19 protein-coding genes are annotated in these 26138 nt (G+C 68.5%); 11 read left to right on the top strand and 8 right to left on the bottom strand.

The window, feature by feature from the left end:
- Positions 1-141: 141 nt before the first annotated feature.
- The 3 genes from AB0I19_RS20420 (at position 142) to AB0I19_RS20410 (ending at position 2655) form a co-directional block, all read left to right on the top strand.
- Positions 142-927, top strand: a complete 786-nt coding sequence (locus tag AB0I19_RS20420; RefSeq protein WP_067493177.1) for an electron transfer flavoprotein subunit beta/FixA family protein — start codon at positions 142-144, stop codon at positions 925-927.
- A gap of 36 nt (positions 928-963) precedes the next feature.
- Entirely contained in the window at positions 964-1920 is a 957-nt protein-coding gene (locus tag AB0I19_RS20415; protein ID WP_357150546.1) for an electron transfer flavoprotein subunit alpha/FixB family protein, read from the top strand.
- An 84-nt stretch (positions 1921-2004) separates the two neighbouring features.
- The gene (locus AB0I19_RS20410) at positions 2005-2655 is read left to right on the top strand and encodes a Uma2 family endonuclease (protein WP_357150545.1); all 651 of its coding nucleotides are present in this window, start codon (positions 2005-2007) and stop codon (positions 2653-2655) included.
- A 19-nt stretch (positions 2656-2674) separates the two neighbouring features.
- Here the strand turns inward: AB0I19_RS20410 and AB0I19_RS20405 are convergent, their stop codons facing one another.
- Positions 2675-3118: a GNAT family N-acetyltransferase gene (locus tag AB0I19_RS20405; RefSeq protein ID WP_357150544.1), complete on the bottom strand. Its 444-nt coding sequence runs from the start codon at positions 3116-3118 to the stop codon at positions 2675-2677.
- Positions 3119-3227: 109 nt separating this feature from the next.
- Between AB0I19_RS20405 and AB0I19_RS20400 the strand changes: the two genes are divergently transcribed.
- Positions 3228-4214 carry an aminoglycoside phosphotransferase family protein gene (locus tag AB0I19_RS20400; protein WP_357150543.1) on the top strand — a complete coding sequence of 329 codons (987 nt, stop codon included), beginning with the start codon at positions 3228-3230 and terminating at the stop codon, positions 4212-4214.
- On the opposite strand, the gene AB0I19_RS20395 is transcribed toward AB0I19_RS20400, so the two are convergent.
- Positions 4215-5069, bottom strand: coding sequence for a LysR family transcriptional regulator (locus AB0I19_RS20395; protein ID WP_067493438.1), 855 nt, complete (start codon positions 5067-5069; stop codon positions 4215-4217).
- 136 nt (positions 5070-5205) lie between these two features.
- Here AB0I19_RS20395 and AB0I19_RS20390 point away from each other — a divergent pair, with 136 nt between their 5' ends.
- The 4 genes from AB0I19_RS20390 (at position 5206) to AB0I19_RS20375 (ending at position 15021) form a co-directional block, all read left to right on the top strand.
- The gene (locus AB0I19_RS20390; RefSeq protein WP_357150542.1) at positions 5206-6522 is read left to right on the top strand and encodes an NAD(P)/FAD-dependent oxidoreductase; all 1317 of its coding nucleotides are present in this window, start codon (positions 5206-5208) and stop codon (positions 6520-6522) included.
- A gap of 247 nt (positions 6523-6769) precedes the next feature.
- Positions 6770-7588: a GNAT family N-acyltransferase gene (locus AB0I19_RS20385; protein ID WP_067636974.1), complete on the top strand. Its 819-nt coding sequence runs from the start codon at positions 6770-6772 to the stop codon at positions 7586-7588.
- Between the two features lie 5 nt (positions 7589-7593).
- Positions 7594-8538, top strand: a complete 945-nt coding sequence (locus AB0I19_RS20380; RefSeq protein ID WP_357150541.1) for a lysophospholipid acyltransferase family protein — start codon at positions 7594-7596, stop codon at positions 8536-8538.
- Positions 8539-8973: 435 nt separating this feature from the next.
- A complete protein-coding gene (locus AB0I19_RS20375; RefSeq protein WP_357150540.1) occupies positions 8974-15021 on the top strand; it encodes an amino acid adenylation domain-containing protein in 6048 nt (2015 codons plus the stop codon).
- 36 nt (positions 15022-15057) lie between these two features.
- Here the strand turns inward: AB0I19_RS20375 and AB0I19_RS20370 are convergent, their stop codons facing one another.
- The 5 genes from AB0I19_RS20370 to AB0I19_RS20350 all read right to left on the bottom strand — a co-directional run bounded on the left by AB0I19_RS20370 (position 15058) and on the right by AB0I19_RS20350 (position 22839).
- Complete coding sequence (locus AB0I19_RS20370) at positions 15058-15909, bottom strand: 3-hydroxybutyryl-CoA dehydrogenase (protein ID WP_067493193.1); 852 nt, start codon at positions 15907-15909, stop codon at positions 15058-15060.
- 90 nt (positions 15910-15999) lie between these two features.
- Positions 16000-17493, bottom strand: a complete 1494-nt coding sequence (locus AB0I19_RS20365) for an amino acid permease (protein ID WP_357150539.1) — start codon at positions 17491-17493, stop codon at positions 16000-16002.
- Positions 17494-17522: 29 nt separating this feature from the next.
- On the bottom strand, positions 17523-18602 hold the full coding sequence (locus AB0I19_RS20360; protein ID WP_357150538.1) for a Glu/Leu/Phe/Val dehydrogenase dimerization domain-containing protein: 1080 nt from the start codon (positions 18600-18602) through the stop codon (positions 17523-17525).
- A 117-nt stretch (positions 18603-18719) separates the two neighbouring features.
- A complete protein-coding gene (locus AB0I19_RS20355; RefSeq protein WP_357150537.1) occupies positions 18720-22187 on the bottom strand; it encodes an indolepyruvate ferredoxin oxidoreductase family protein in 3468 nt (1155 codons plus the stop codon).
- Between the two features lie 157 nt (positions 22188-22344).
- A complete protein-coding gene (locus tag AB0I19_RS20350; protein ID WP_067493199.1) occupies positions 22345-22839 on the bottom strand; it encodes an Lrp/AsnC family transcriptional regulator in 495 nt (164 codons plus the stop codon).
- Between the two features lie 37 nt (positions 22840-22876).
- Here AB0I19_RS20350 and AB0I19_RS20345 point away from each other — a divergent pair, with 37 nt between their 5' ends.
- The 3 genes from AB0I19_RS20345 (at position 22877) to AB0I19_RS20335 (ending at position 25232) form a co-directional block, all read left to right on the top strand.
- A complete protein-coding gene (locus tag AB0I19_RS20345; RefSeq protein WP_357150536.1) occupies positions 22877-23374 on the top strand; it encodes a DinB family protein in 498 nt (165 codons plus the stop codon).
- A gap of 291 nt (positions 23375-23665) precedes the next feature.
- Positions 23666-24376 (top strand): helix-turn-helix transcriptional regulator, encoded by a 711-nt coding sequence (locus AB0I19_RS20340; RefSeq protein WP_357150535.1) that lies wholly within the window; start codon positions 23666-23668, stop codon positions 24374-24376.
- 100 nt (positions 24377-24476) lie between these two features.
- On the top strand, positions 24477-25232 hold the full coding sequence (locus tag AB0I19_RS20335; protein ID WP_357150534.1) for an SDR family oxidoreductase: 756 nt from the start codon (positions 24477-24479) through the stop codon (positions 25230-25232).
- A gap of 3 nt (positions 25233-25235) precedes the next feature.
- Here AB0I19_RS20335 and AB0I19_RS20330 read toward each other — a convergent pair whose 3' ends face one another.
- Positions 25236-26069, bottom strand: coding sequence for an NAD(P)H-binding protein (locus tag AB0I19_RS20330; protein WP_357150533.1), 834 nt, complete (start codon positions 26067-26069; stop codon positions 25236-25238).
- Between the last annotated feature and the right edge of the window lie 69 nt (positions 26070-26138).

Raw genomic sequence — 26138 nt, 5'->3', positions numbered from 1 at the left:
AGGGACCTGTTGCGCAAGTAGGTTACCCACCGGTAACTTAGCGTAGGGTACTGTTCCCCTCTGAGCACCCACACGGACGTACGGCCCAGCTCGTGCGGCCCACCACTCACGTGTAACCCAGAAGGAGGTCGACGAAGACCGATGCCGAACATCGTCGTACTCATCAAGCAGGTCCCCGACACCTGGTCCGAGCGCAAGCTGACCGATGGTGACTACACCCTCGACCGTGAGGCCGCCGACGCCGTCCTCGACGAGATCAACGAGCGCGCCGTCGAGGAAGCGCTGCTGATCAAGGAGGCCCAGGGCGGCGAGGTCACCGTGCTGGCCGCCGGTCCGGATCGCGCCACCGAGGCCATCCGCAAGGCGCTGTCCATGGGTGCCGACAAGGCCATCCACATCAACGACCCCGCGATCCACGGCTCCGACGCCGTGCAGACCGCCTGGGTGCTCGCCGGTGCGCTCGGCCAGGTCGAGGGCGTCGAGCTGGTCATCGCCGGCAACGAATCCACCGACGGCCGCGCGGGTGCGGTCCCGGCGATCATCGCCGAGTACCTCGGCATCCCGCAGCTGACCCACCTGCGCAAGCTCACCGTCGACGGCGACAAGATCACCGGCGAGCGCGAGACCGACGAGGGTGTGTTCAAGCTCGAGGCCACCCTGCCCGCGATCGTCTCGGTGAACGAGAAGATCAACGAGCCGCGCTTCCCGTCCTTCAAGGGCATCATGGCCGCGAAGAAGAAGGAAGTTCAGGTCTTCACCCTCGCCGACCTGGGCATCGACCCGTCGACCGTCGGTGTGGCCAACGCGGGCACCGCGGTCACCGCCGCCACCCCGAAGCCCGCTCGCACCGCGGGCGAGAAGATCGCGGACGAGGGCGAGGGCGGCAACCAGATCGCCACCTACCTCATCGGCCAGAAGATCATCTGATCCGGACCGTCCGAGAACTTCCTAGGAGAAAGAACAATGGCTGAAGTACTTGTGCTCGTCGAGCACGCCGACGGTGCCGTGAAGAAGGTCAGCACCGAACTGCTCACCGCCGCACGCGCGCTGGGCACCCCGGCCGCCGTCGTCACCGGTGCCCCCGGCACCGCCGACAAGCTGGCCGCCGCCCTGGCCGCCGCGGGCGCCGAGAAGATCTACGTCGCCGAGGGCGACGAGGTCGAGAGCTTCCTGGTCACCCCGAAGGTCGACGTGCTCGCCTCGCTGGTCGAGTCCGCCGCCCCCGCCGCCGTGATCGTCGCCGCCACCGCCGAGGGCAAGGAGGTGTCGGGCCGCCTCGCCGCGCGCATCGGCTCCGGTCTGCTCGTCGACGTCATCGGCGTCAACGAGGACGGTTCGGCCCTGCACTCCATCTTCGGTGGCGCGTTCACCGTCGACGCCAAGGCCACCGGCGACGTGCCGGTGATCTCGGTGCGCCCCGGCTCCATCGAGGCCGCCCCGCAGGCCGGCGCCGGTGAGCAGGTCGCCGTGGCCGTGCCCGCGCAGGAAGAGGGCGTCGTCAAGGTCGTCTCCCGTGAGCCGGTCGTCGCCGGTGACCGTCCGGAGCTCACCGAGGCGAGCATCGTCGTCTCCGGTGGTCGCGGTGTCGGTTCCGCCGACAACTTCTCGGTCGTCGAGGCGCTGGCCGACTCGCTCGGTGCCGCCGTCGGTGCCTCGCGTGCCGCCGTCGACTCGGGCTACTACCCGGGCCAGTTCCAGGTGGGTCAGACCGGTAAGACCGTCTCCCCGCAGCTCTACATCGCCCTCGGCATCTCCGGTGCCATCCAGCACCGCGCGGGCATGCAGACCTCGAAGACCATCGTCGCGGTCAACAAGGACGAAGAGGCTCCCATCTTCGAGATCGCCGACTACGGCATCGTGGGCGACCTGTTCAACGTCGCCCCGCAGCTGACCGAGGCCGTCAAGTCCCACAAGGGCTAGGCGCGTCCGCTGACTCGCCAGATCGGTCGTCGAGAGACGTCAGGTCTGGCGAGTTTTGCGTTTTCCGCTGCGTAGCATGGGGACATGGCCATGCCGAGCGTCGATCGCCCTGATCTTCCCGAGTCGATGACCTGGGAGGAACTCGAGGAGCTACCGGAGGAGATCGCCGCGCAGGTCGAGCTGTGGGAAGGGCGTGTGGTGTTCGTGCGGCGCGGGCCGGGCGAGCACCAGTTGGCCACCTTGCTATTGACCCAGGCGATCAGGGATGCAGCAGCGGCCGACAATCGATCTCATCCGGAACGCTGCTGGCGCGGCAACCTCGAGACGAACGTATTCTTCGGTTCCACCGGAAAGTCGGATTTCGTGACGCCGGACTTCCTCGTACACCGCTGCCTGCCACCAGGCTCGGATGTCCGTGCCTCCGACACTGTTCTGGTAGGTGAAGTGCTGTCACCGTCGAACACGCCGGCCGATGTCGAAGCGAAGAAGGCTCGCTTCGCGGGTGCGGGGATCCCCTCGTACTGGGAAGCGGACCTGACCAAGGATCTCACCGGCATCGGCGCCCTGCGTGTGTACATCCTCGAAACCGGCCATGCGCAACTTCCCCCCGGCGTTCGTCCACTCCGCAACGCCAACTATCTGCTGGCAGGGCAGTGGGCTCGCGGTTCCGCGCCGGATATCTCGTTCCCGTACCCCTTCTCCATCGAAATCGATTGGCTGTCCTTGGAATTCTGACTCGGCTAGCCAGTAGCGCTCACCGTATTTCGAGGGCCATCCAGTGCTCCGGGTTGCTCAGCGGCTCGAAGCCGAGTTTCTCGTAGACGCCGTGGGCGTCGTGGGTGGCGAGCATGATGCGGCGCAGGCCGTAGGGGGCGAGGTGGTCGCGGACTGCGGTGACCAGGGCTGTGCCGAGGCCTTTGCCTCGGACCGAGCGGTCGACGTACACGTCGCAGAGCCAGGCGAAGGTCGCACGGTCGGTGACGACCCGGGCGTAGGCCACCTGCTCGTCCGAAACACTGTCGTAGACACCGAAATTGAGGGAACCGGCCATCGCGCTGTCCTGCTTGTCGCGCGTTCTGCCCTTCGCCCAGTAAGAGTCGGTGGACAGCCAGGTGTGGACGCGTCCGGCGTCGATGCGGGCGGTGTCGGTGGAGACCTCGTAGCCGGAGGGGAAGTCGGGGGTGAGCGGATCCGTCATGTTCGGAAGGCTGTCAGGTTCGGTGGTGGTCTGTCGAGGGCGTAGGAATTCGATTGACGGTAGGAGTCGGCGTCGGCAGGGTGGGCTGATGGTGTCGGGTGGATTGCCTGTGGAGTTGCCGTCGGCGGTCGAGGAGACGGTTCGCGCGGTGTTCGGCGCGGCCGGTGCGCGGTGGATCGACGAGTTGCCGGACGTCGTGGCCGGGCTGGCCGAGCGGTGGGGGCTCAGCGAGTTCACCGCGCCGTTCGGCGGCGGAACGCACGCCTACGTGGCGGGTGCCCGACGCGACGACGGACGGCAGGCGGTCCTGAAGGTGCCGATGGTCGACGAGGAGAACGTCGCCGAGGCGACCGCCTTGTACGCCTATGACGGTGACGGTGCTGTCCGGCTGCTCGAATTCGACCCCGCCACCGGTGCGATGTTGCTCGAATGGGCTTTCCCCGGAACGGAATTGCTCATTCAGCCCGGCTTCCCGAGCCTCGAAGGACGGCCGGAGAACGTGGCGAAGGTGAAGACGGCATGCGAGCTGTATCGCAGGCTCCGACGACCAGCGCCCGCCGTTCCCGACAGCTTTCCGGCCCTCCCCGCCGCGACCGACGTCATAGACGGCCTCCGGACCCGGCTGACAGACCCTGCTGTGGCGCAAGAGATCTCACCGTCTCTACGGGCGTTGGTAGAGCGCTGGTGCCTCACACTGAGCGCCCCGGAAGGTCCCCTGTTGATCGTCAACCGCGACACCCACCTCGGCAATATCGTTGCCGCCGAACGCGAACCATGGCTTCTGATCGACCCGAAACCGTGCCTCGGCGAAGCGTCCTTCGACGCGGGCTTCCTCCTGATGATCCAGATCCAGTCCGACCCGACCCCCGAGCACGCCGACACGGTGATCGCCGCCACGGCAGCAGCACTCGACGTAGACCCCGAACGCGCCCGCGGCTGGGCCCTGATCCGCGCGGTCGAGGAACTCACCTGGGCCGTCGAAGACAACGACCCGGAAATGCGCGATCTCCACGCCGCAGTCGCCGACGCGCTCACGCGACTCCCGTTCGCGCCCCGCAATGGTGACGGACCGTCCGCCACCATCGCCAAGACCTGATCAGTGCTCGTGGAGCGCGTCGAGCAGGGTGCGCACGATCGGATTCTCTCTCGCGTCCTCACGCAACACCGCCGACACCGGAATCCGCAGCCGATGGTCGGTGAGGTCGAGGGTGAGCAGGCCCTTGGTGGGTCCTTCGTAGAGGATCGTCCAGGACTCGGGGCGGTTGAGTAGCTCCATGGTCGCTGTGTGGTCGGGTGGGATCGGGGGACCGAAGGTCGGGCCGGTCGGGAGGTCGGCGAAGGCCGAGCGGATGAGTGTGTGCAACAACACCTGCTCCTGTTCCGGGGGGAGCAGCAGGGGATAGGGGCTGAGTTCGGCAAGGGTGACCGCGCCGCGTTCGGCGAGCGGATGACTGCTGGAGATGGCGATCACGAGGTCCTCCACCCACAGCTGTTCCACGGCCAGACCGGGCTGCTCCACGCTGCCGCGGATCAAGGCCAGATCGCAGTCACCGTCGGCGACGGCGGTGATCCGCTGACGGAACGGTTTGATGACGTATTCGATCTCGGCGTCGGGGTGCGCGGCCCGCGCGGTGGCGATCGCGGACAGCGACGGCGCCGCGAAAGACATGTTGGCGGCCAACCGAATTCGCGGCCCGGTGGTGCGCACGGCCGCCCGGATCGCCGACTCGAGACTCAGCATCTGCTTGGCCAGGGGGAGCAGTCGCAGCGTGGCTTCGGTGGGTACCACGGCCCGGGTGGTCCGTTCGAAAAGCTGCGCGCCGAGGTCGCGTTCCAGGCGCGCGATCTGGTGGCTGATGGCCGACTGGGAGATGAAGCAGCGGCTCGCCGCACGGCTGAAACTGAGCTCCTCGCAGACCGCCACGAAGTAGGAAAGTTGACGTAGTTCCACCTGCTGACCTCCCATATATTAGTTATGCAGATAAGAGTCATCTTCATTATGCGCCCACGCGGGGGAAACGTTTGCGTTCCGCATCGCGTTTACTCATAGGAAAGGATTCATTACCGATCTTGGAGAGCGCGCGATCATGGAACACACCGATGTCGTCATCGTCGGCTCGGGCTTCGGCGGACTTGCCGCAGCCAAGCAGCTGGCCAAGTCGCGAATCAACTTCGTGTTGATCTCGAGCACCCCGGAGCACCTGTTCCAGCCGCTGCTGTACCAGGTGGCGACCGGCGTACTCGACTCCGAAGAGATCGCCCCGCCGATCAAGAACGTACTGCGCCGCCACCCCGAGGCCGACGTCCGCCTGGGCAAGGTCACCGGCATCGATGCCGACGCCGCCGTGCTCACCTATGAGACCGCCGAGGGCACCCGCCAGATCCGCTACGGCTCGCTGATCGCGGCGACCGGCGCCAGCCAGAGCTACTTCGGCCGCGACGACTTCGCCGACAAGACCTTCTCGCTCAAGACCATCGACGACGCCGAACGGCTGCGCGATCAGATCGCCACCGTCTTCGCCAAGGCCGAGCACGCCGACGAGGCGACCAAGCGCAAGCTGCTCAGCTTCGTGGTCGTCGGCGCGGGCGCGACCGGTGTCGAGGTGGCGGGCCAGATCAAGGAACTCGCGAAAAGGCACTTCCACCAGAAGGTCTCGGTCACGTTGGTGGAGGGCGCCGACGCGGTGCTCCCGCCGTTCGGCGGCGGGCTCTCGGAGTACGCCAAGCGGTCGCTCGAGGGTAGCGGCGTGCAGGTGCTGCTCGGCACCTTCGTCACCGACATCGCCGAGGGCAAGGTGACCGTCCGCGACAAGGAGGGCATCGAGCGCGGTATCGCCGCCGAGACCGTCGTGTGGTCGGCGGGCGTGCAGGCGGGCGGTTTCGCGACCATGCTCGCCGAGGCCACCGGCGCCGAGACCGACCGCGCGGGCCGCATCCTGATCAACCCCGATCTGACCGTCGGCGGGCACGCCGACATCTACGCCATCGGCGACATGACCTCGCTCAACGGCTACCCCGGCCAGTCGCCGGTGGCCATGCAGGAGGGCCGTCACGCCGCCGACATCATTCGCGGCAAGAAGGACGCGGGCACGCCGTTCGTCTACTGGGACAAGGGCAGCATGGCGGTGATCAGCCGGTTCAGCGCCGTGGTGAAGCTCAACGAGCGCATCACCTTCCGCGGCACCATCGCCTGGGCGATGTGGCTGGCCGTGCACCTGATGTACCTGGTGGGCTTCCGTAACCGCTTCGCGGCGGTCGCGGGCTGGCTGGTCGCGTTCGCCGGTACGGCCCGCCCCGGTTTCGCCGAGGCCGAGGTGCGCGAGCTCCCGACGGCCGCATCCGGTGACGAGCGCGCCGGGACAGACGGTGCGAACAACGACAAGAAGGATCGCGTCGCGGCCTGATCCGACTGTCCGACGGCCCGCCGGGAAACCGGCGGGCCGTCCCCGTTTCGCAAGCTACGCACTGCGCACCCGCATTCCGGATCTCACGCGAAATCCACGGTGTTCGGCCAGAAACCCGCAGGTGGGCGAACGATGGGCAGCGGGTCGGTGAACGCCCGGTGTGACGGGTGTCTCGTTCACCGAACGGGCATCGACACGACACTGGAGCGTCGCCCCGATGCCAAGTCGGGCTGGCTTCATCAGCGGTATGACAATTTCGTCCGTGTTGACCGCGCCGGCGCCGGACTCCGGGGTGGGGAAGTCTCGCTACTCGCTCGTCGTCGCCTCCGACGCCGAGCATCGCGAAGCCGCGCAGCGCCTGCGCTTCCAGGTCTTCGCCGCCGAACCCGGTTTCCAGATGCCCGACAACGGTACCGGTCTCGACGCCGACCGGTTCGACGAGCACTGCGACCACCTGCTCGTGCGTGACGAGTTCACCGAACAGTTCGTCGGCTGCTACCGGATGTTGCCGCCGGACAAGGTGATCGCGGCGGGCGGGTACTACACCGCTACCGAATTCGACCTCACCCGTCTCGATCCCGAGGGCCACCGCATCGTGGAGATGGGTCGGGCGTGCGTGGTGCCCGACCACCGCAACGGCTCGGTGCTCACCCTCATGTGGGCGGGCATCCTGCACTACATCCAGCTCACCGGTTACGACTGGGTGATGGGGTGTGTGTCGGTGCCCATGCAGGACAGCCCGCAGGACCCCGCCGGGGTGAACGTGCGCGGCGTGCGCGACATGCTGCTGGGCCGCCACTCCTGCGACCCGGAACGCTATGTGGAGCCCTACAACCCGGTCGTCGTCGACGGACTGTCGCTCGACCAGCTGACCCCGCCGAGCCGCCCGAAGCTACCGCCGCTGTTACGCGGCTACCTGCGCCTGGGTGCCGAGATCTGCGGCGAACCGGCGCACGACCCCGATTTCGCGGTCGCCGACTTCGTCGCGCTGCTCGGTATGGAAACCATCAACACCCGGTACCTGGAGCGGCTGCAGAGCGCGGCCGCCAATTTCGACGGGAAGTAACCGCCATGGTGTTCGACGCGCCGCCCGCCCCCCACTCGCACTCGTGGATGCCGTCGAGCCCCTGTGGTTCCGGCTGTATCGAACCGATCGACGAGGTCGGTACCGCCAGAATGCTGACCAGGCTGGCCGGGGTGGCCGGGCTGGTGCTCGGTTTCCCGGTCCTCACGGTCGCCACCCCGAAGGCGCGTCGCGAGGACATGCAGCGCCGGTACGCCCGAGCGGCGTTGCGCTGCTTGGGGATGCGGCTGCGCGTCATCGACAACCGCGGAGCCGACGCCTCGGCGGCCGGATTCGCCGATCCGGGCACGCCGATGATGGTGGTGGCCGGGCACATCGGCTGGGCCGACGTGGTCGCGCTGGCCGCCGTACAACCGGTGAGTTTCGTGGCGCGTGCCGACATGGTCGAGTGGCCGCTGCTCGGCAAGCTGGCCCAGCTCACCCGCGTGATCCCGATCGAGCGCGCCCGGTTGCGCGAATTGCCGGGCGTGGTCGGGCAAGTCGCGCAACGGCTGAGTGCGGGTAACCGGATCGTGGTGTTCCCCGAGGGCACCACCTGGTGCGGCCGGGCCTACGGTTCGCTGCGCCCGGCGATGTTCCAGGCCGCCGTCGACACCGCCACCCCGGTGCAGCCGGTGCGGTTGCGCTACCTCGACCGCGACGGAATGCCGTGCACCGTCCCGGGTTTCGTCGGCGACGACACCTTCGCCGACTCGGCGAAGCGGGTGCTGCGCAGCAAAGGCATGACCGTCGAGATCGTGCTGGAACCGCGCGAGTACCCCGGCACCGACCGCCGTGACCTGGCACGCCGGTGTGAGCGCGCCATTCGCGGCGCCGACCGCTCGCGCCACGGTGTGCTCGACACGGAATGGATCGAATCGGGCAATACGCGCGTGCAGGATCCCTCGGTGACGCAGCAGGAGCCGGCGTCCACCGGAGCTACTGCCTGGTAACCCTCCCGGTCTTGTTCCGGTAGCGGAGGTCGCGAACGCGGCCTCCGCTACCGGTGTTCGTCCTGCCGCCGAGCAGGTGCTGCCCGCAAATGTGAAAAGGGCGCTACCGCAGCGTGCGCGTGCGATGCTGCCCTGATCACCGCGTGACCTGCGCCGCTGACCGAAGAGTCCCCTTTACCCACTTCGCTGCGAAGTGAAACCTGTGAATTGGCTATGCCATGAACTAAATGAGATATTTGCGGTACCGTCACGCAGGATTTTCCCGATACGCCGGGTGTAGTCGTCGCCCGGCGGCGTGTGAGCAGTGCGAACGCATGGGTTGATCCATGGTGAAGGGAAGCGTTTCCGGTGACCGAGCAAGTTTCTGGCGTCCGTCGACCCCGCCCCGTTCGACGTGGACGAGTACCGACCTCCGCCACCCTGCCCCGGCTGCTCATGGCAGCCGTCGAGCGCGCCCCCGAGGCCACCGCGTTGCGGTTCGCCGGCCGCTCGCTCACCTACACCGAGCTGGACCAGTGGTCCTCCCGGCTGGCCCGTGTGCTCATCGCCCGCGGGCTCGGCCCCGGTGACCGCATCGTCCTCGCGCTCACCCGCTCGATCGAATCGGTGGTCGCGGTGTGGGCGGCGGCCAAGTGCGGCGCCACCTTCGTGCCGGTCGACCCGCGCTACCCGGCCGAACGCGTCGCCCACATGCTCGGCGACTCCGGCGCGGGCTTCGGCCTTGCCACGGCCGACGACGCTGCCCGCCTCGACACCGGAATCCGCTGGCTCGCCATCGATTCCACCGCCTACCAAGCCGAACTCGCCGCCGCGTCGGATGAACCCGTGTGCGCGGGGGAGCGCACCGCGCAGCTGCGTCCCGACGAGCTGGCCTACATCATCTACACCTCCGGTTCCACCGGTGTGCCCAAAGGCGTCTCGGTCACCCACAACGGTCTGGCGGGCCTGTGTGCCGAGCAGGTCCGCCGATTCCGCATCGATACCGATTCGCGCACCTTGCATTTCGCCTCGCCCAGCTTCGATGCCAGCATGCTCGAACTGCTGCTGGCGGTGGGTGCGAGCGCGACGATGGTCATCGCGCCGCCGGATGTGTACGGCGGCGACGAACTCACCGAACTGCTGCGTACCGAACGGGTGACTCACGCCTTCATCACGCCGGCCGCGCTGGCCGGTCTCGATGCCACCGTGCTGCCCGAGCTGCGTGCGCTCGCCGTCGGCGGTGAGGCCTACCCGCCGGAACTGATCGCGCGGTGGGCGCCGGGTCGCTCCTTCTTCAACGTCTACGGCCCGACCGAAACCACCATCGTCTGCGCCATGAGCGACCGGCTCGACCCCGGCGACGTGGTGACGATCGGTGACACGATCCCCGGCATGACGGCGGTGGTCCTCGACGCCCGGCTGCACCCGGTGCCCGACCGCGTCCCCGGCGAGCTGTACCTGGCAGGCGCCGGGCTGGCCCGCTGCTACCACGACCGCGCCGGGCTCACCGCGAGCCGTTTCGTCGCCGACCCGGCGGGCGGCGGCAGGCTCTACCGCACCGGTGACCTGGTGCAATGGGAGCCGGTGCCCGGTGGGATGGGCCTGAAATTTCTCGGCCGCACCGACGCGCAGGTGAAGCTGCGCGGTTTCCGCATCGAACTGGGTGAGATCGACGCCGTGCTCTCGGCCGACGACTCGGTGCACTTCGCCGCGACGCTGATCAGGACGCTGCCCAGCGGGGTCGACGCCCTCGTCGCCTATGTGGTGCCCGCGCCCGGCGCGGCCGTCGATCCGGCAGCACTGACCCGGCTCGCCGAGCAGCGGTTGCCGCAGCACGCGGTGCCGTCGGCCGTCGTGGTGCTCGACGAACTGCCACTGACTCCGGTCGGCAAACTCGACCACCGCGCCCTGCCCGACCCCGAACTGACCACACGCGAATTCGCCGAGCCGCGAACCGACGCCGAACGCACCGTCGCCGAGGTCTTCGCCGAGCTGCTCGGCGCCGACCGGGTAGGCCGCGACGACGACTTCTTCGCTCTGGGCGGCAATTCCCTGCTCGCCACCCGCCTGGCCGGGCGTCTGGGCGCGCTCACCGGCGCCAGGGTGCCCGCGCGCACCGTCTTCGAGCACGCGAGTGTCGCCGCGCTGGCGACCGCGCTGGCCGACCTCGTCGCCGACACCCGTGTGCCGTTGACCCGCCGCGAACGTGGTGCGCGGGTTCCGCTGTCGCTGGCCCAGCAGCGCATGTGGTTCATGGCCCGCCTCGACCCCGACGCGAGCACCTACAACATTCCGGTCGCGCTTCGCCTGTCCGGTCCGCTCGACACCGCCGCCCTCACGGCCGCCCTCGACGATGTGCTCGAACGCCACGAAGTGCTGCGTACGGTCTACCCCGAACACGACGGCCAGGGCTACCAGCAGGTCCTCCCGGTGGCCGCGGCCGGTCTCGAGGTGGCGGTGACCGCGATAGCGGAGTCCGACCTGCGCGGCGAGCTCGCCAGGCTCACCTTCGGCGGGTTCGACGTGTGCGCGCGGGTTCCGGTGCGCGCCACCGTCTTCCAGCTCTCGGCGACCGAGCATGTCCTTGCCGTGGTGGTGCACCACATCGCCACCGACGGCTTCTCCCTCGGCCCGCTCACCCGCGACCTGATGACGGCCTACATCGCCCGCACCGAGGGGCATGCCCCCGCCTGGTCACCGCTGCCGGTGCAGTACGCCGACTACACCCTGTGGCAGCACGAACTGCTCGGCGCCGCCGACGATCCCGCGTCGCTGCTTGCCCGCCAGCTCGACTTCTGGCGCACCGCGCTGGCGGGCGCGCCCGCCCTGCTCGAGCTGCCCACCGACCGTCCGCGCCCACCGGTCGCGAGCACCAGGGGCGCCGCGCACCACTTCGCCCTCGACGCGGGCTTGCACCGGGCGCTGGAAACCCTTGCCCGCGAACACAATGCCTCGCTGTTCATGGTTGTGCGCACCGCACTGGCCGTACTGCTGGCCCGGATGGCTGGCACCGACGACGTCACCCTCGGCGCCCCGGTCGCCGGTCGTGGTGAGCCCGAACTCGACGACCTGGTCGGCATGTTCGTCAACACCGTCGTGCTGCGCACCCGGATCGCGGCGGGGGAACCCTTCGCCGCCCTGCTCGACCGGGTCCGCGAGAGCGATCTCGCGGCCTTCGGGCACGCCGACGTGCCGTTCGAACGTCTTGTGGCCGAACTGGATCCGCCCCGCACCCAGGCGCATCATCCGCTGCACCAGGTGGCGCTGTCGTTCCAGAACTTCGGTGCCGCACGCCTGGAACTGCCCGAATTGAGTGTGGCGGCGGTCGATCTGGGCGACGAGGTGGCCCCGGTCGACCTGCAATTGACGGTGGTTCCCCAGGAGGACGGGGACGGACCGGCCGGGCTGCGGTGTTCGTGGCGTTACGCCACCGCGCTGTTCGACGAGTCGACCATGGCGGCACTCGGTGCCCGCCTCGGCGCGCTGCTCGCGGCCGCCGTCGCCCACCCGGACCGCGTCGTGGGTGACCTGCCGTTGCTCACCGAGTTCGAACGGACTGAACCGGCCGGTGAGCTGCGGCTGATTCCGGACGTGACGTTGCTCGACGAGTTCCGCACACAGGCGTCGCGCACGCCGGCGGCGCCCGCGGTGACCTTCGCCGATCGGACCCTGACCTACCGCGAGCTCGCGAGCCGGGTCAACCGGCTGGCCCGGTTGCTCGTGGCGACCGGGGTCGGGCCGGGCAGCACCGTCGGGGTGGCGATCCGGCCGTCGCTCGATCTGGTCGTCGCCATGTACGCGGTCTTCGCGGCGGGCGGCGCGTACGTGCCGATCGACCCGGAGTCGCCCGCCGAACGTCGCGCCGACATCCTGACCGCCGCGCACCCGGTCTGCGTGCTCAGCACGGTCGCCGACACCGTCGGGGTCGACGACCTGCCCGTGATCTCGGTCGACCTGGTCGCGAATTCCGGTGCGCTGAACGCCTTCTCGGACACTTGGCTCACCGACGCCGACCGGCTGCGTCCGCTGCGGACCCTCGACCTCGCCTACGTGATCTTCACCTCGGGCTCCACCGGCAAACCCAAGGGTGTCGGTGTACCGCATTCGGCGATCGTGAATCAGGCCGCATTCATGGTCGGCGAGTACGCGGTCGGCGCCGCCGATGTTGTGCTGCAGTCGATTCCGTTCACCTTCGACGCCTCGATGATCGGTTTCGCGACCCCGCTGCGCGCCGGGGCGCACATGGTCGTCGCCGCCGCGCACGGACTCACCGACCCCGCCTACCTGGCGGATCTCATCGCGCGCCACGGTGTTACCGGCACGACCATCGTGCCGTCGGTGCTGCAGATGCTCCTCGATGCCGCGCCCGCGGGCGCTCTGCGTTCGCTGCGTGCGGTCTGGGTGGGCGGTGAGGCGCTGCCGAACGCGACCATCGCCCGTTTCGCCGCCGCCACCTCCGGCCGGTTGCACAACCTGTACGGGCCGACCGAGGCGACCGTCTCGATCACCGCCGCCGACGTCACCGACGTGGGTGACGGCATCGTCCCGATCGGCTTGCCGCACTGGAACTCTCGGGCCTATGTGCTCGACGCCCGGCTGCGGCCGGTGCCCCTCGGAACGCCCGGCGAGCTGTACCTGGCCGGTGCGCAACTGGCCCGCGGATACCTGGGGAGCCCCGGTCGCACGATGGAGCGGTTCGTCGCCGACCCCTACGGCCCGGTCGGCGAACGCATGTACCGCACCGGTGACCTGGTGCGCCGCCTGCCCACCGGCGAGCTGACCTACCTCGGCCGCACCGACGTGCAGCTCAAGCTGCACGGCCTGCGCATCGAACCCGGCGAGATCGAGGCCGCACTGCGCGCGCATCCGTCGGTGGCCGGTGCGGCGGTGACGGTGCACCACGACCAGCTCGTCGGTTACGTCACGCCGTCCGGCGTCGATGTCGCGGAGGCGCTGGCCACCGCGCGAACCCTGTTGCCGCCGTACATGATCCCGCACCGGGTGCTCACGCTCGACGGGTTCCCGCTCGGCGCGACCGGCAAGCTCGATCGCAAGGCGCTGCCCGCGCCCGCGCGCGAGATCCGCGAGTACCAGGCACCGGTCACCGACGACGAACGAGCCGTCGCCGAGGTGTTCGCGAGCGTGCTCGAGCTCGAGCGGGTGGGCCGCGACGACGACTTCTTCGTCCTCGGCGGTACCTCGCTGTCGGCGATCCGGGTGCGCGCCGGCTTGGCCGAACGGCTCGGCATCGAGGTCGCATTGCGACTGCTGTTCAGCTATCCGCTGGTCAGCGACCTGGCGCTGGCCCTGCGCGACGAGAAGGCGGCCTCCTCGACCGGCCCCGATCCGGCACTCGACCGGGTGCTCGACCCGTCGATCACGCTCGACGGGTGCGCGCCACCGCGCTCGGGCGAACCGGCGAACATCCTGCTCACCGGCGCCACCGGATTCCTCGGCAGCTTCCTGCTGCGCGAACTGCTCGAACACACCACCGCGACCGTTCACTGCCTCGTGCGCGCCGCCGACGCCGACACCGCACTCGACCGGGTGGTCGCCACGGCGGCCGGTTACGGCATCGAGGTCGATCGGGCCCGATTGGCCGGTGTCCCAGGCGATCTCGCCCGGCCGCAGCTCGGCATCGACCCACGCCGCTTCGCCGAACTGGCCGACCGGATCGACGTGATCTACCACAACGGCGCCCTGGTGAATCATCTCGAGCCGTACGGGCGGATGCGCGAGGCCAATGTCGGTGGAACCACCGAGGTGCTGCGCCTGGCCACCACCACCCGCGTCAAAGCGGTGCACTACGTGTCGACGACGTCGGTGCTCGCGGGCATTCCGCATGCCGACGGTGTGCCGGCCGGGCTGCCGGGCTATGCGCTCACCAAGTGGGTCGCCGAACAGCTGATGCACACGGCGGCCGAGCGCGGTGTGCCGATCGCGGTGTACCGGCCCGGCCTCATCACCGGTGATTCCCGCACCGGCGTCGCACCGGCCGAGGACGCCTGGTGGACGATGCTTCGCTCGATGCTCGTACTCGGCACGGCCGTCGACGTGCGCTCGGTCGCGATCGGGATGGCGCCGGTCGACTATGTCGCGGCGGGCATCGTGCGGCGGTCACGTGACGATTCGGCGCTGGGCCGGGTGTTCCGGGCGGCGGGTCCGGAGGTGCCGCTCGGCATCGTCTACGACGAGATCGTGCGTCGCGGTTACCGTTTCGACTTCATCGATCCGATGGAGTTCGGGCAGATCCTCACCGCGGCCGCCGAACAGCCGGGGGTCGACCCGATCCTGGCGCGCGCGTCGGCACTGAGCGGCAACTATGTGGCGGCGGTCGCGGCGGCGGGGGCGAGCTCGCTGCTCGGCGCGGTCGAGTCGAGCAGCGTCGAGTCGGCCGAAACACTGCCCATCGATATTCCGGCGGTCGACGCGGCCGTCATCGCCCGCTATTTCGACCACTACATCGAGACCGGGTTCTTCCCGGCCCCGGCGGGCGTGGCCTGAGCCGGTCCCGCGCCCGGCGGGCGCGGGACCAGGTTCTCACTTGGCGTAGTCGTAGAAACCGCGACCGGTCTTGCGGCCGAGACGGCCCGCGTCGACCATGCGGCGCAGCAGGGCCGGCGGGGCGTAGTGCGGCTCGGCGAACTCGGCGTACAGCGACTCGGCGGCGGCGAGCGCGATGTCGAGGCCGACGGTGTCGAGCAGCGTCAGCGGGCCCATCGGGTAACCGCAGCCGCCCTTCATCGCGGTGTCGATGTCCTCGGCGGTGGCGTAACCCGACTCGAGCATCCGGATCGCGGAGCACAGGTACGGGATGAGCAGCGCGTTGACGATGAAACCGGAACGGTCACCGGCCTGCACGGTCAGCTTGCCGAGGGTGTTCTTGGCGTAGTCGGTGACGGCCTCGGCCGCTTCCGGCGCGGTGACCAGGGTGGAGATGATCTCGACCAGCGGCATCACCGGCACCGGGTTGAAGAAGTGCACGCCGACCACGCGCTCGGGGCGCTGCGTGGCACCGGCCACCTTGATCACCGGGATCGAGGAGGTGTTGGTGGCCAGGATGCCCTCGGGCTTGACGATCTTGTCCAGCTTGCCGAAGATCTCGTACTTCAGCGACTCGATCTCCGGGGCGGCCTCGATCACCAGGTCGCGGTCGGCGAACTCGTCCATGTCCAGGGTCACGCGCACCCGGGCGATGGCCGCGTCGGCGTCTTCCTGGGAGATCTTGCCGCGCGCCACACCCTTGCTGATGGAAGTGGCGATGCGCTGCTGCGCGGCATCGGCGAACTCCTGCTTGGTCTCGAGCACGAGCACCGAGCTACCCGCCTTGGCACACACCTCGGCGATACCCGCACCCATCGTGCCGCCACCGATTACACCGATCAACTCCACTGCAGAACTCCCAACATCGCGTTTCCCTGGCTGTCCCGGCGATTATTTCACCTCCCCTGGCACTCAGTGCCAGGGGAGGTGAAACGTGGCCTATCCCACTGGTGTCAATTCCGGCTTGTCCGGATCCGGTCGTCGGCGACCGAGTACGGAATGCCTGCGGCCGTAGGCGAAGTAGACGACGACACCGAGTGCCATCCAGATGATGAACCGCAGCCAGGTCTCGATGGAGAGGTTGACCATCAGCCACAGGCAGGCCAGCGCGCCGAGGACCGGAACAACCGGGACGAACGGCACGCGGAACCCGCGCGGCAGGTCGGGGCGGGTGCGGCGTAGGACCAGCACGCCCACCGCAACCAGCACGAAGGCGACCAGGGTGCCGATATTGACCATTTCCTCGAGCGTGCCGAAGTCGACGAAACCTGCCAGCAGGGCGCAGACCACGCCGACGATGACGGTCAACCGGACGGGCGTTCCCTTCTTGCCGGTCTGGGCGAGGCTGCGGGGGAGCAGGCCGTCGCGGGCCATGGCGAACAGCACCCGGGTCTGCCCGAGGAACATCACCATGACCACCGTCGACAGCCCGGCCAGGGCGCCGATGGCGATGATGTTCTTCACCCAGGTGGCGCCGTGGATGGCGAAAGCTGTTGCGAGGGTGGCATTTCCGTCGGCGAGCTGGGTGTAGGAGACCATGCCGGTGAGGACCAGCGACACCGCGATGTAGAGCACGGTCACGATGGCAAGCGAACCGAGGATGCCACGCGGGATGTCGCGCTGCGGGTTGCGGGTCTCCTCGGCGGTGGTGGCGACGACGTCGAATCCGATGAAGGCGAAGAACACCAGGCTGGCGGCGGCGAGCAGGCCGTACCAGCCGTAGCTGGTGCCGCCGGACCCCGTGACGAAGGCGAACAGTGACTGCCGCAGCCCTTCGGCCTTCTCCGACGGCTCGGCGGCCGGAATGTAGGGCGACAGGTTCGACGGCTTGAAGTAGGTCGCGCCGACGACGAGCACCAGCGCGATCACGCCGAGCTTGATGGCGACGGCGATGGCCGAGACCCGCGACGACAGCTTCGTCCCGGTGGCCAGCAGCACGCCGACCACCGCGATGATCACCACCGCCCCCCAGTCGAAACTCACCGACCCGATGTGCACCACCGGCGCCGACGACCCGAGCACTTCACCGAGATATTGCGACCAGCCCTTGGCGACCACGGAGACCGCGAGCGCGAATTCCAGGATCAGATCCCAGCCGATGATCCAGGCGATCACCTCACCGAAGGTGGCGTAGGCGAAGGTGTACGCGCTGCCCGCCACCGGAACGGTCGAGGCGAACTCGGCGTAGCAGAGGGCGGTGAGCCCGCACGCGATCGCCGCGAAGACGAACGCGAGCGAGACCGCGGGCCCGGCCACCGTGCCCGCGGTGCGTGCGGTGAGGGTGAAGATGCCCGCACCGATCACCACCGCGACACCGAAGATCGTGAGGTCCTTCGCCGTCAGGTCCTTGCGCAGCTTGGCATCGGGATCGTCGGTGTCCCGGATCGATTGCTCGACCGATTTCGTGCGGAACAACCCGCTCGTGATCGCCACTGTGTCTCCTCCTTGAAACTCGGGCGCGCTCAGAGCGAGCGGGGGATGGCGTCGAGACGGCGTTCGGCGAACCGATTGGCGGCGGCACCCGTGCCTATGCCGTCGGCTTTCGCCGTGGCGATGATCTCGCGGCAGCGCGGGAAGATGTCGGTGACCTCGGCTTCCACCTCGGCGGGTGGGGCGGCGCGCAATTCGCCTGCCACCTGGATGAGTCCGCCGCTGTTGGCGACGAAGTCGGGGACCCAGGTGATGCCGCGTTCGGTGAGTGCCTGCTCCACATCGGGGGTGGCGAGCTGGTTGTTGGCCGCGCCGCAGACGAGTGTGGCCTCGATCGTCGCGGCGGTCGACGCGGTGAGGGTGGCGCCGAGCGCGCACGGGGCGTACACGTCGACCGGTGCGGTCGAGACCGTGGACAGCAGCCGGACCTCGGGGTGCTCGGAGGCGATGCGGCGCAGTGCCGCTTCGTTCACATCCGTCACGCACACCTCGGCGCCGTCGGCGAGCAGCAGGGCGGTGAGCTCGCGGCCGACCTTGCCGACGCCCTCCACGCCGACGGTACGCCCGGCCAGTGTCGGTGCGCCCCAGACGGATTCGGCGCCCGCGCGCATGGCCTGGAACACGCCGAGCGCGGTGAGCCGGGCGCTGTCACCGCTGCCGCCCGCGGCGACGCTGCGGCCGGTGACATAGCGGGTGTGCCTGCCGATGATGTCGAGGTCGTCGGTGGTGGTGCCCACGTCGCCCGCGGTGATGTAGCGGCCGCCGAGGGTGTCGACGAAACGCGCGTAGGCGGCGAGCAGTTCCTCGCTCTTCATCGTCGCCGGGTCACCGATGATGACGGCCTTGCCGCCACCGAGGTCGACACCAGCGGCGGCGGCCTTGTAGGTCATGCCCCACGACAGTCGCAGCACGTCCTGCAACGCCGCGGATTCGTCGGCGTAGGGGTAGAAGCGGGTGCCGCCGAGCGCCGGGCCGAGCGCCGTGGAGTGGATGGCGATGATCGCCTTCAGCCCGGACCTGTCGTCCTCGCAGAACACCACCTGCTCGTGGGCGCGGGCACTCAACTCGTGCGATCGTCCGAAAACTCCTGCTTCGGGGTGTGCGACGGTCACTGTCGATCCTTTCCGGTTGCGTCCACCACGGGTCGTGTCCGGGTGGTTCGTTCGTGCCGCGGGTCTGCGGCCTGGTGTTGTGCTGTTGGGCACGGATGGATTCGGCGCCGTGATCACTCAGAAGTCGATGCCGAGATCGCGCAGCCCGGCGCGGTACAGCTCGACATTGGCGAGTTTGATGTCCTCGTAGCCGCGCACGACGTCGGCGAGAGCGGCTGCCGCAGTTGCTGTCTCGTAGTTCTCCTCGGTCAGCTCGGCGGCGAGCCGCGTCACCATGGCGGTGTAGTGGGCCAGCAGCTCACGTTCGACCTTGCGCACGTGGGCGTAGCCGAAGGGATCGAGCTTCGTGCCACGCAGGAACTTGCCCTTGGCGAGGACCTTCAGCGCCACATGGGATTTCGGTGCGAGACCGATCTTCTTCTTCCGGCCCATGGCGCGCAGGACGGGTGGGTGCAGTTTGTAGGTGAGCTTCTCGCCACCCGGCACCTGGGCCTGTACCTCGGCGAGGAACGCCGGGTCGACCAGCAGCCGCGCCACTTCGTACTCGTCCTTGTAGGCGGTGAACTTGTAGAGCCCGCGTGCGACGGCCTCGCTGAACTCGGTTCGTTCGGTGACGGAACGTTCTGCGGCCCAGATCGTTTCGACGGTGTCGATGTAGCGCCGCGCGACCGTCGTGTTCTGGTAGCCGACCAACTCACCGGCTCGCCGTTCCACGATCCGTCGTACCTCGCCTTCGAAGCCGGTGTGGGCCAACAGCTCCGCCGGTGCGATCGGTGGAACCCGACGCGGCTGCCCCTCATCGACAGCCGCGGCGAACGCCGCCGGATCCGCGACGGCGACGCGGCCCCAGCGGAACGCGGCAAGGGTGGCCGACACGGCGACCCCGTTGATCCCGATGGCTTCCTCGATCGCCGCCACGGGCAATCGCAACCCACCCGCCTGCACCGCCGCGCCGACGACGAGGAAATTGGCGGCCGCGGTGTTGCCGAACAGGGTCTCCGCGGCCGCGAGCGCGTCGAAGTGGTCGATCGAACGCGTCACGGCGGCAAGACGATTCAGCAAAGCATCGGTCTCGGGGTAGGACGTCGATTTGTCGTACACCATGTCGCCGGTCGGCGTCTTGCTCGTCGACGCCACGGCCACCGTGCTCGCCGCGTTGCCGTAGCGCAGGTATCGGGGATCGGTGGCGGTCAGCAGGTCGACGGCGAGCAGGCAGTCCGCGCTGCCCGGGGTGAGCCGGTTGGCCGGTTCCAGCTCCGAGCCCGAGAACCGCAGATGCGACACCACCGGCCCGGCCTTCTGACTCAGGCCGATCTGATCGAGCGTCTCCACCTCGTACCCGGCGCGCAGGGCGGCGGTGGCCAGCACCTGGTTCACCGTGACGATGCCGGTGCCGCCGATGCCCGCGATGAGCACGTTCTGGGTGCGCTGCGGCACGCCCGGTGCCGGATCCGGAACGGCGGGCGGCTCGAGGGTTTTGCGGCCGGCACGCCTGTCGGGTGACACCTCCACCGTCACGAACGATGGGCAGTCGCCGTCCAGGCAGCTGTAGTCGGTGTTGCACGAGGTCTGATCGATCCGGGTCTTGCGCCCGAATTCGGTGTCGACGGGCTGCACGGACAGGCAGTTCGACTTGGTGCCGCAATCGCCGCAGCCCTCGCAGACGGCCTCGTTGATCACCACGCGGGTGTTGCGGACCGGCAGTGTGCCGCGTTTGCGCTGCCTGCGGGCGTCGGCGGCGCAGTGCTGGTCGTAGATCAGCACGGTGACGCCCTCGATCTCGCGCAGCATCCGCTGGGCTTCGTCGAGCCGGTCGCGATGCCACAGCAGCGTGCCCCTGGCCAGCGCCCGCTTGCTGTGCCGCTTCGGCTCGTCGGCGCAGACGATGATCTGCTTCACGCCCTCGACGGTGAGTTTGTGGGTGAGCTGCGCGACGGTGAGCATGCCGCCCACCTCCTGCGCCCCGGTCATTGCGACGACCTCGTTGTAGAGCAGCTTGTAGGTGATATTCACTCCCGCCGCCACGCACGCCTGCACGGCCAGCTGCCCGGAGTGGAAGAACGTTCCGTCGCCGATGTTCTGGAACAGGTGTGGCACATCGGTGAACGGTGCCTGCCCGATCCACTGACTGCCCTCGCCGCCCATCTGCGTCAGCCCGGTGACGGCGCTGTCGGCCCGGCCCGACATGGTGACCAGCGTGTGACAGCCGATGCCGCCGCCACCGATCGAGCCCTCGGGCAGGGCGGTTGACCGGTTGTGCGGGCAGCCGCTGCAGAAGTACGGCGTGCGCTTGGTGCTGAGCACCTCCAGCGGAAGTGCGGGCGGCGCAGCTCTTTTCAGCTCGACGCGCTCGCGCAGCACCCGGCGCAGCGGGGCGAGCAGCCGCCCGGCGTCGAGTTCGCCGTCGACCGGCATCAGCCGGGCACCGCGCTGGTCGTGCTTGCCGAGGATGCGTGGCGTGTGCTCGGTGCCGTAGAGGATCTCGCGGATCTGGGTTTCGATGAAGGCGGTCTTGTCCTCGACCACGATCAGTTCCTCGAGTCCACGGGCGAACTCGGTGACCTTGGCCGGGCCGATCGGATAGGGCATGCCGATGCGCAGCAACCGGATTCCGGCCCGGTGCATCGCGGCCTCGTCGACGCCGAGCTCGAGCAGTGCTTGGCGCACGGCGTCGAATGTTGTTCCGGTGGCGGCGATGCCGACCTTCGCCTCCGGCGGGTCGACCTCGATGCTGTCGATGGCATTGGCCGCGCCGTAGGCGTGCACCATCGCCCAGCGCGGGCCGTACAGGTCCGCCTCGGCGAGCAGGCTGTCGGTCGGGGCGGCCATCGGGCGCTGCCGATACGTGAAAGGCCTTCCCTCCCACTGCAGCTCGGGCACCGTCACGGCGAGGTCGGCCACGTCGGCGTCGACCGTCCACGCGCCGTCGGCGACATCGGCGACGATCTTCAACGCCACCACACACCCCGAGGCCCGCGACAGCGCGATGCCCTGCATACCGAGGGTGATGATCTCCTCGGCATTGCGCGGGAACAACACCGGCACACCCATCGCGGCCAGCGAACGTTCACTCACGGCGGGCACGGTCGACGACTTCGACGACGGATCGTCACCGACGAGCAGCAGCACCCCGCCACGCGGGTTCACCCCGTACATGTTGGCGTGGCGGATGGCGTCGGTCGCCCGGTCCACACCGGGGCCCTTGCCGTACCAGACGCCGACCACGCCGTCGTGGGTCGGGCGCCCGGCGGGCAGGTCGGCCTGGCTGCCCCACACCGAGGTGGCGGCCAGTTCCTCGTTGAGTCCCGGCACGAAGGTGATGTCGTGTTCGGTGAGCACCTCCGGCATGCCGAGCAGCATCTTGTCGACGCCACCCAGCGGGCTGCCCTGGTACCCCGAGACGAAGGTCGCGACCCGGCGCCCGGCGCGGATGTCACGCACATGCTGTTCCACCAGCAGCCGGGCGATGGCCTGGACCCCGGTGAGCAGGACCGGACCCGCGCCGGACCGATACCGGTCGGCCAGATCGTAGGACGCGGCCGGTTCGGCCAGCGGTCGGGCGGTGGAACAGACGACGCTGGTCATGAACACCTCACTGCACGAAGGAAAACTGCTACCCGTGCTGCGAAATGTGCCGTGAAGGGGTGAACTGTGTCAACAGTCACACATAAAGTTGATCAGACTGCTCAAAAGTGATCTAGGACACTGAGGCGGATGAGTCAATCTGCTCGAGCCGAGAGACCTAGCTCACATCGTCGTCGGATCGACGTGCGGTCAGATCCTCGACCAGCGGCAGGCTCCGATACCCGATCGGTGTAGCCAGCGCGAGCATCGTCTCGGTATGGTTGACCCCATCGATGGCGTGTACCCGCTGAATGATCTCCAGCAGATCCTGCTGTGACCGCGCGGCCACCCGGACCAGCAGATCGGCGCGACCGGTCGTCGCGTGCACCTCGAGCACATGCGGGAAGTCGCGTAACCGCTCGATGATCGGGTCCATCTTGTTCTGATCGAGCTCGATTCCGAGAAACGCGTGCACCGCGAACCCGATCGCCGCCACATCGATATCCGGCGGATACCCCCGCACTGCCCCCGAGGACTCGAGCCGCTTCATCCGCGCCTGCACCGTGTTGCGCGCGATCCCGAGCCGCTGCGCCAGCTCGAGAATCGGCGCCCGGGGATCCCGCGCAAGCTCGGCGAGCAACGCGGCGTCGACAGCATCGAACTTGATGGCCATCCGCGCATTCTGGCACAACGGAAATGGAGTGAAAGAGATGAAGACCGAACGGATTACCGATGGTGGGGAGCGGCTGCTCCTCGAGAATATGCTCGACCGCAACCGCGAAGCGCTCATCGATACCGCCCGCGGGCTGTCGGAAACCGACGCGCGCAGACGTCTCGTCCCATCGCTCACCACACCGATCTCGCTCCTCAAACACGCGGCCGGTGCGGAGCGGATCTGGTTCCAGCGATTCTGGGGCGGGCTCGCGGAGCACGAATGCGACGGATACTCCCGCCGCGACGAAGGGACGTTCGCCGTGTCCGATGACGAATCACTGGCCGATGTCATCACCGAGTTCGAACGCGCGAGTCGCCGCTCCCGCGACATCGCGGCCCGCTTCGACCTCGACGACACCCTCGACATCCCCGGCGAGGGGAGGGTCAGCATGCGCTGGACGTTGCTCGCCATGATCGAGGAGTTCGCCAGACACGCAGGCCACGGCGATATTCTCCGAGAACAGCTCGCAGCCGCGGTGGGCCGCCGAGGCTGATTATTTCCGCACGCTCGACCTGAAGCTGTGGACCGAATTCGCGGACTGTCTCGCCGAGGACATCTCCGCGCATTACAGCACTCATGCCATGGGTGCACCCCGGAGGGTGCCTTGTTCGAGATCTGGCGGTGCATACCATCGTCGCCATGAGTTCTACCAAGCTTTCCGCCGAGGCGCGCACAAGGCGGAGCGCCGAGATGAAGGAGTTCTTGCGGTCTCGGCGGGCTCGGGTGACCCCCGAGGAAGCCGGCTTGGCCGTGGGCGACCCGTCGGAGCCGACGCACTCCTGGCTTGCGTCGCGAAGAGGTCGCGGTGCTCGCCGGGGTCGGCGTGTCCTGGTACACCTGGCTCGAGCAGGGGCGCGACATCAACGTGTCCGGTGAGGTGCTGGATGCGATTGCCAGGGTGCTTCGGTTGGACTCGGCTGAGCGGGAACATCTCTACCTGCTGGCCGGGCTCAATCCACCCCGGCAGGCGCCGTCGGCCCGCCCGGTTCCGGAGGGTTTGCGCCAGGTCATCGATTCCTGGCTGCCGCGCCCGGCGTATCTGTTGGATCGGCATTGGAATCTGGTGGTGGTCAACCGTGCGGCCGAGTCGGTGTTCGGTTACGGCGAGGAAGACCACAACTGCCTGGTGACGTTCTTCACCAGCGCCCGCTACCGGTCCTCGGTGTGCCACTGGCACGACGGGGCCCGTGCGATCGTGGCCCAGTTCCGGGCCGATGCCGCGCGCTACCCGGACGACGCCGAGTTCGGCCGGATCGCCGCCGACATGTGTTCCGTGAGTGCCGAATTCGCGGAAATCTGGGCCGAGCACGATGTTCGTGACACGACGACGGGCAGGAAGGTCCTCCTGCACCCGGAGGCCGGTGAACTCGTCTTCGACTACACCACTCTGCTGTTGCCCGACCTGCCCGGTCATCGCCTGCTGCTGCATACCCCGGCCGCCGACACCCCGACACAAGTGCGGTTGGACAGTTTGCTCGGGGCGGCCGCTCGGTAGTTCGGGGAGCCATGGGCGTCGGCCGGCCGTGGGTGGTGGTGGCAGACCCATGTTCGTCCGGCACTGCTGAAACACCGGAGCGACCCACAGGATCGTCGGTATGAATCGTTTTGCCAACCGCACCGTTCTCATCACCGGCGGCACCTCGGGCATGGGCCTGGCCACCGCACGTCGCCTTCTCGACGAAGGCGCCTATGTCGTCATCACCGGACGTGACGACACCCGATTGAGCAGTGCCGCAGTCGAACTCGACGCGGGCCAGCGGGTGCTGACTGTCCGCGCCGACGTGGTGGACCTCGACGACCTCGATGCCCTGATGCACTCCATCCAGCGCTGGCGCGGCCACCTCGACGCCGTCTTCGCCAACGCCGGTACCGGAATATTCAAACCCACCGCGGAGCTCACCGAGGCCGACGTCGACCAGTCCGTCGACATCAACTTCAAGGGCGTGTTTTTCACCGTGCAGAAGGCCCTCCCGCTCCTGAGGGAGGGCTCCGCGATCGTCCTCAACGCCTCGTGGACGCTGTACCGCGGCCTTCCGGTCGCCTCGGTGTACTCCGCGACCAAGGCCGCGGTCCACAACCTGGCCCGCACCCTCGGCTCGGATCTCGCGCCGCGCGGTATCCGCGTCAACTCGGTGAGTCCCGGCTTCATCGACACCCAGATGTACCGCGACGCCACCACCGATCCGGAGGCCGACGCACGCAACGCCGCACAGGTACCGCTGGGCGCCGTCGGCCACGGCGCGGAAGTCGCTGCGGCGGTGGCTTTCCTGGCTTCCGACGACGCCTCCTACATCACCGGGCAGGACCTGGTCATCGACGGCGGACTCGTCGGTTCGTTCCCCAACCGGTGACCATCACCGGAAGGAGTCGATGTTCTCCTCGGCCCACTGCTCGAAGGTCCTGGCCGTCGACCCCGTCACCCGCGTGACGGTGTCACGAACCCGCAGCAGCGCGTCGTTGACATCGCCACCCGTCACATCCAGGACGGCATCGGCGGCGTCCTCCCCGAAGACCGCGACCATCCCTGCCCGGGCTTCCTCGCGGGTGATCTCGGTGACCTCGACGTCGCGGTGCAGCAGCCCGGCGATGGTCGTCACCTGCTGACGCGCGCTCACCGGTGCGGGGCCGGTGAGCGCATACCGTTGCCCTCGGTGCCCGGGTTCGGTCAGCGCGGCCCGGACCACCGAGGCGATATCGGCGGGATGAATCGTGGGGAGCCCGACATCGGCGTAGGGCGGCTGGACGGGCTGCCCCGCCTGGATGGTCGGCGCCCACATGAGCGCATTGGACGCGAACTGCGTCGGCCGCAGAATCGTCCAATCCATCCCACTGGCCTCGAGAATCTTCTCCACCGACGCCTTGTCGGCTGCGGGACCGAGGTGAGGGTGGGTCTCCACGGTGATCGACGACACCAGAACCACATGCTCGACACCGGCTCGACGGGCGCGGTCGATGATCTCGGCGTCCGGCCCGATCCCCGGCACGAGGAACATCGACCGCACCCCCTCCAGCGCCGTCGCCACCGAGGCGGGGTCGGCCAGGTCGCCCTCGACCGCCTCGATCCCCGCCGGGAAGGCAGCGCCGGAAAGATCACGGGTGAATGCCCTGATCCGCTCGGAGCTGAACGCCCGCAACTCTTTCAGCAACGGACCTCCGATATTTCCGGTGGCCCCGGTAACCAGAATCATGAGCATGTCCTCTCGCGTGGTGATCGACGAACGCCACGCTAAGACCTCAACTCGACTTGGGGTCAAGGG

This window comes from Nocardia sp. NPDC050413 (genome assembly GCF_040655475.1).
Taxonomy (GTDB): domain Bacteria; phylum Actinomycetota; class Actinomycetes; order Mycobacteriales; family Mycobacteriaceae; genus Nocardia; species Nocardia coubleae.
Note: the sequence above shows the minus strand (reverse complement) of the source record. Positions and strands in the feature narration are given on the sequence as shown.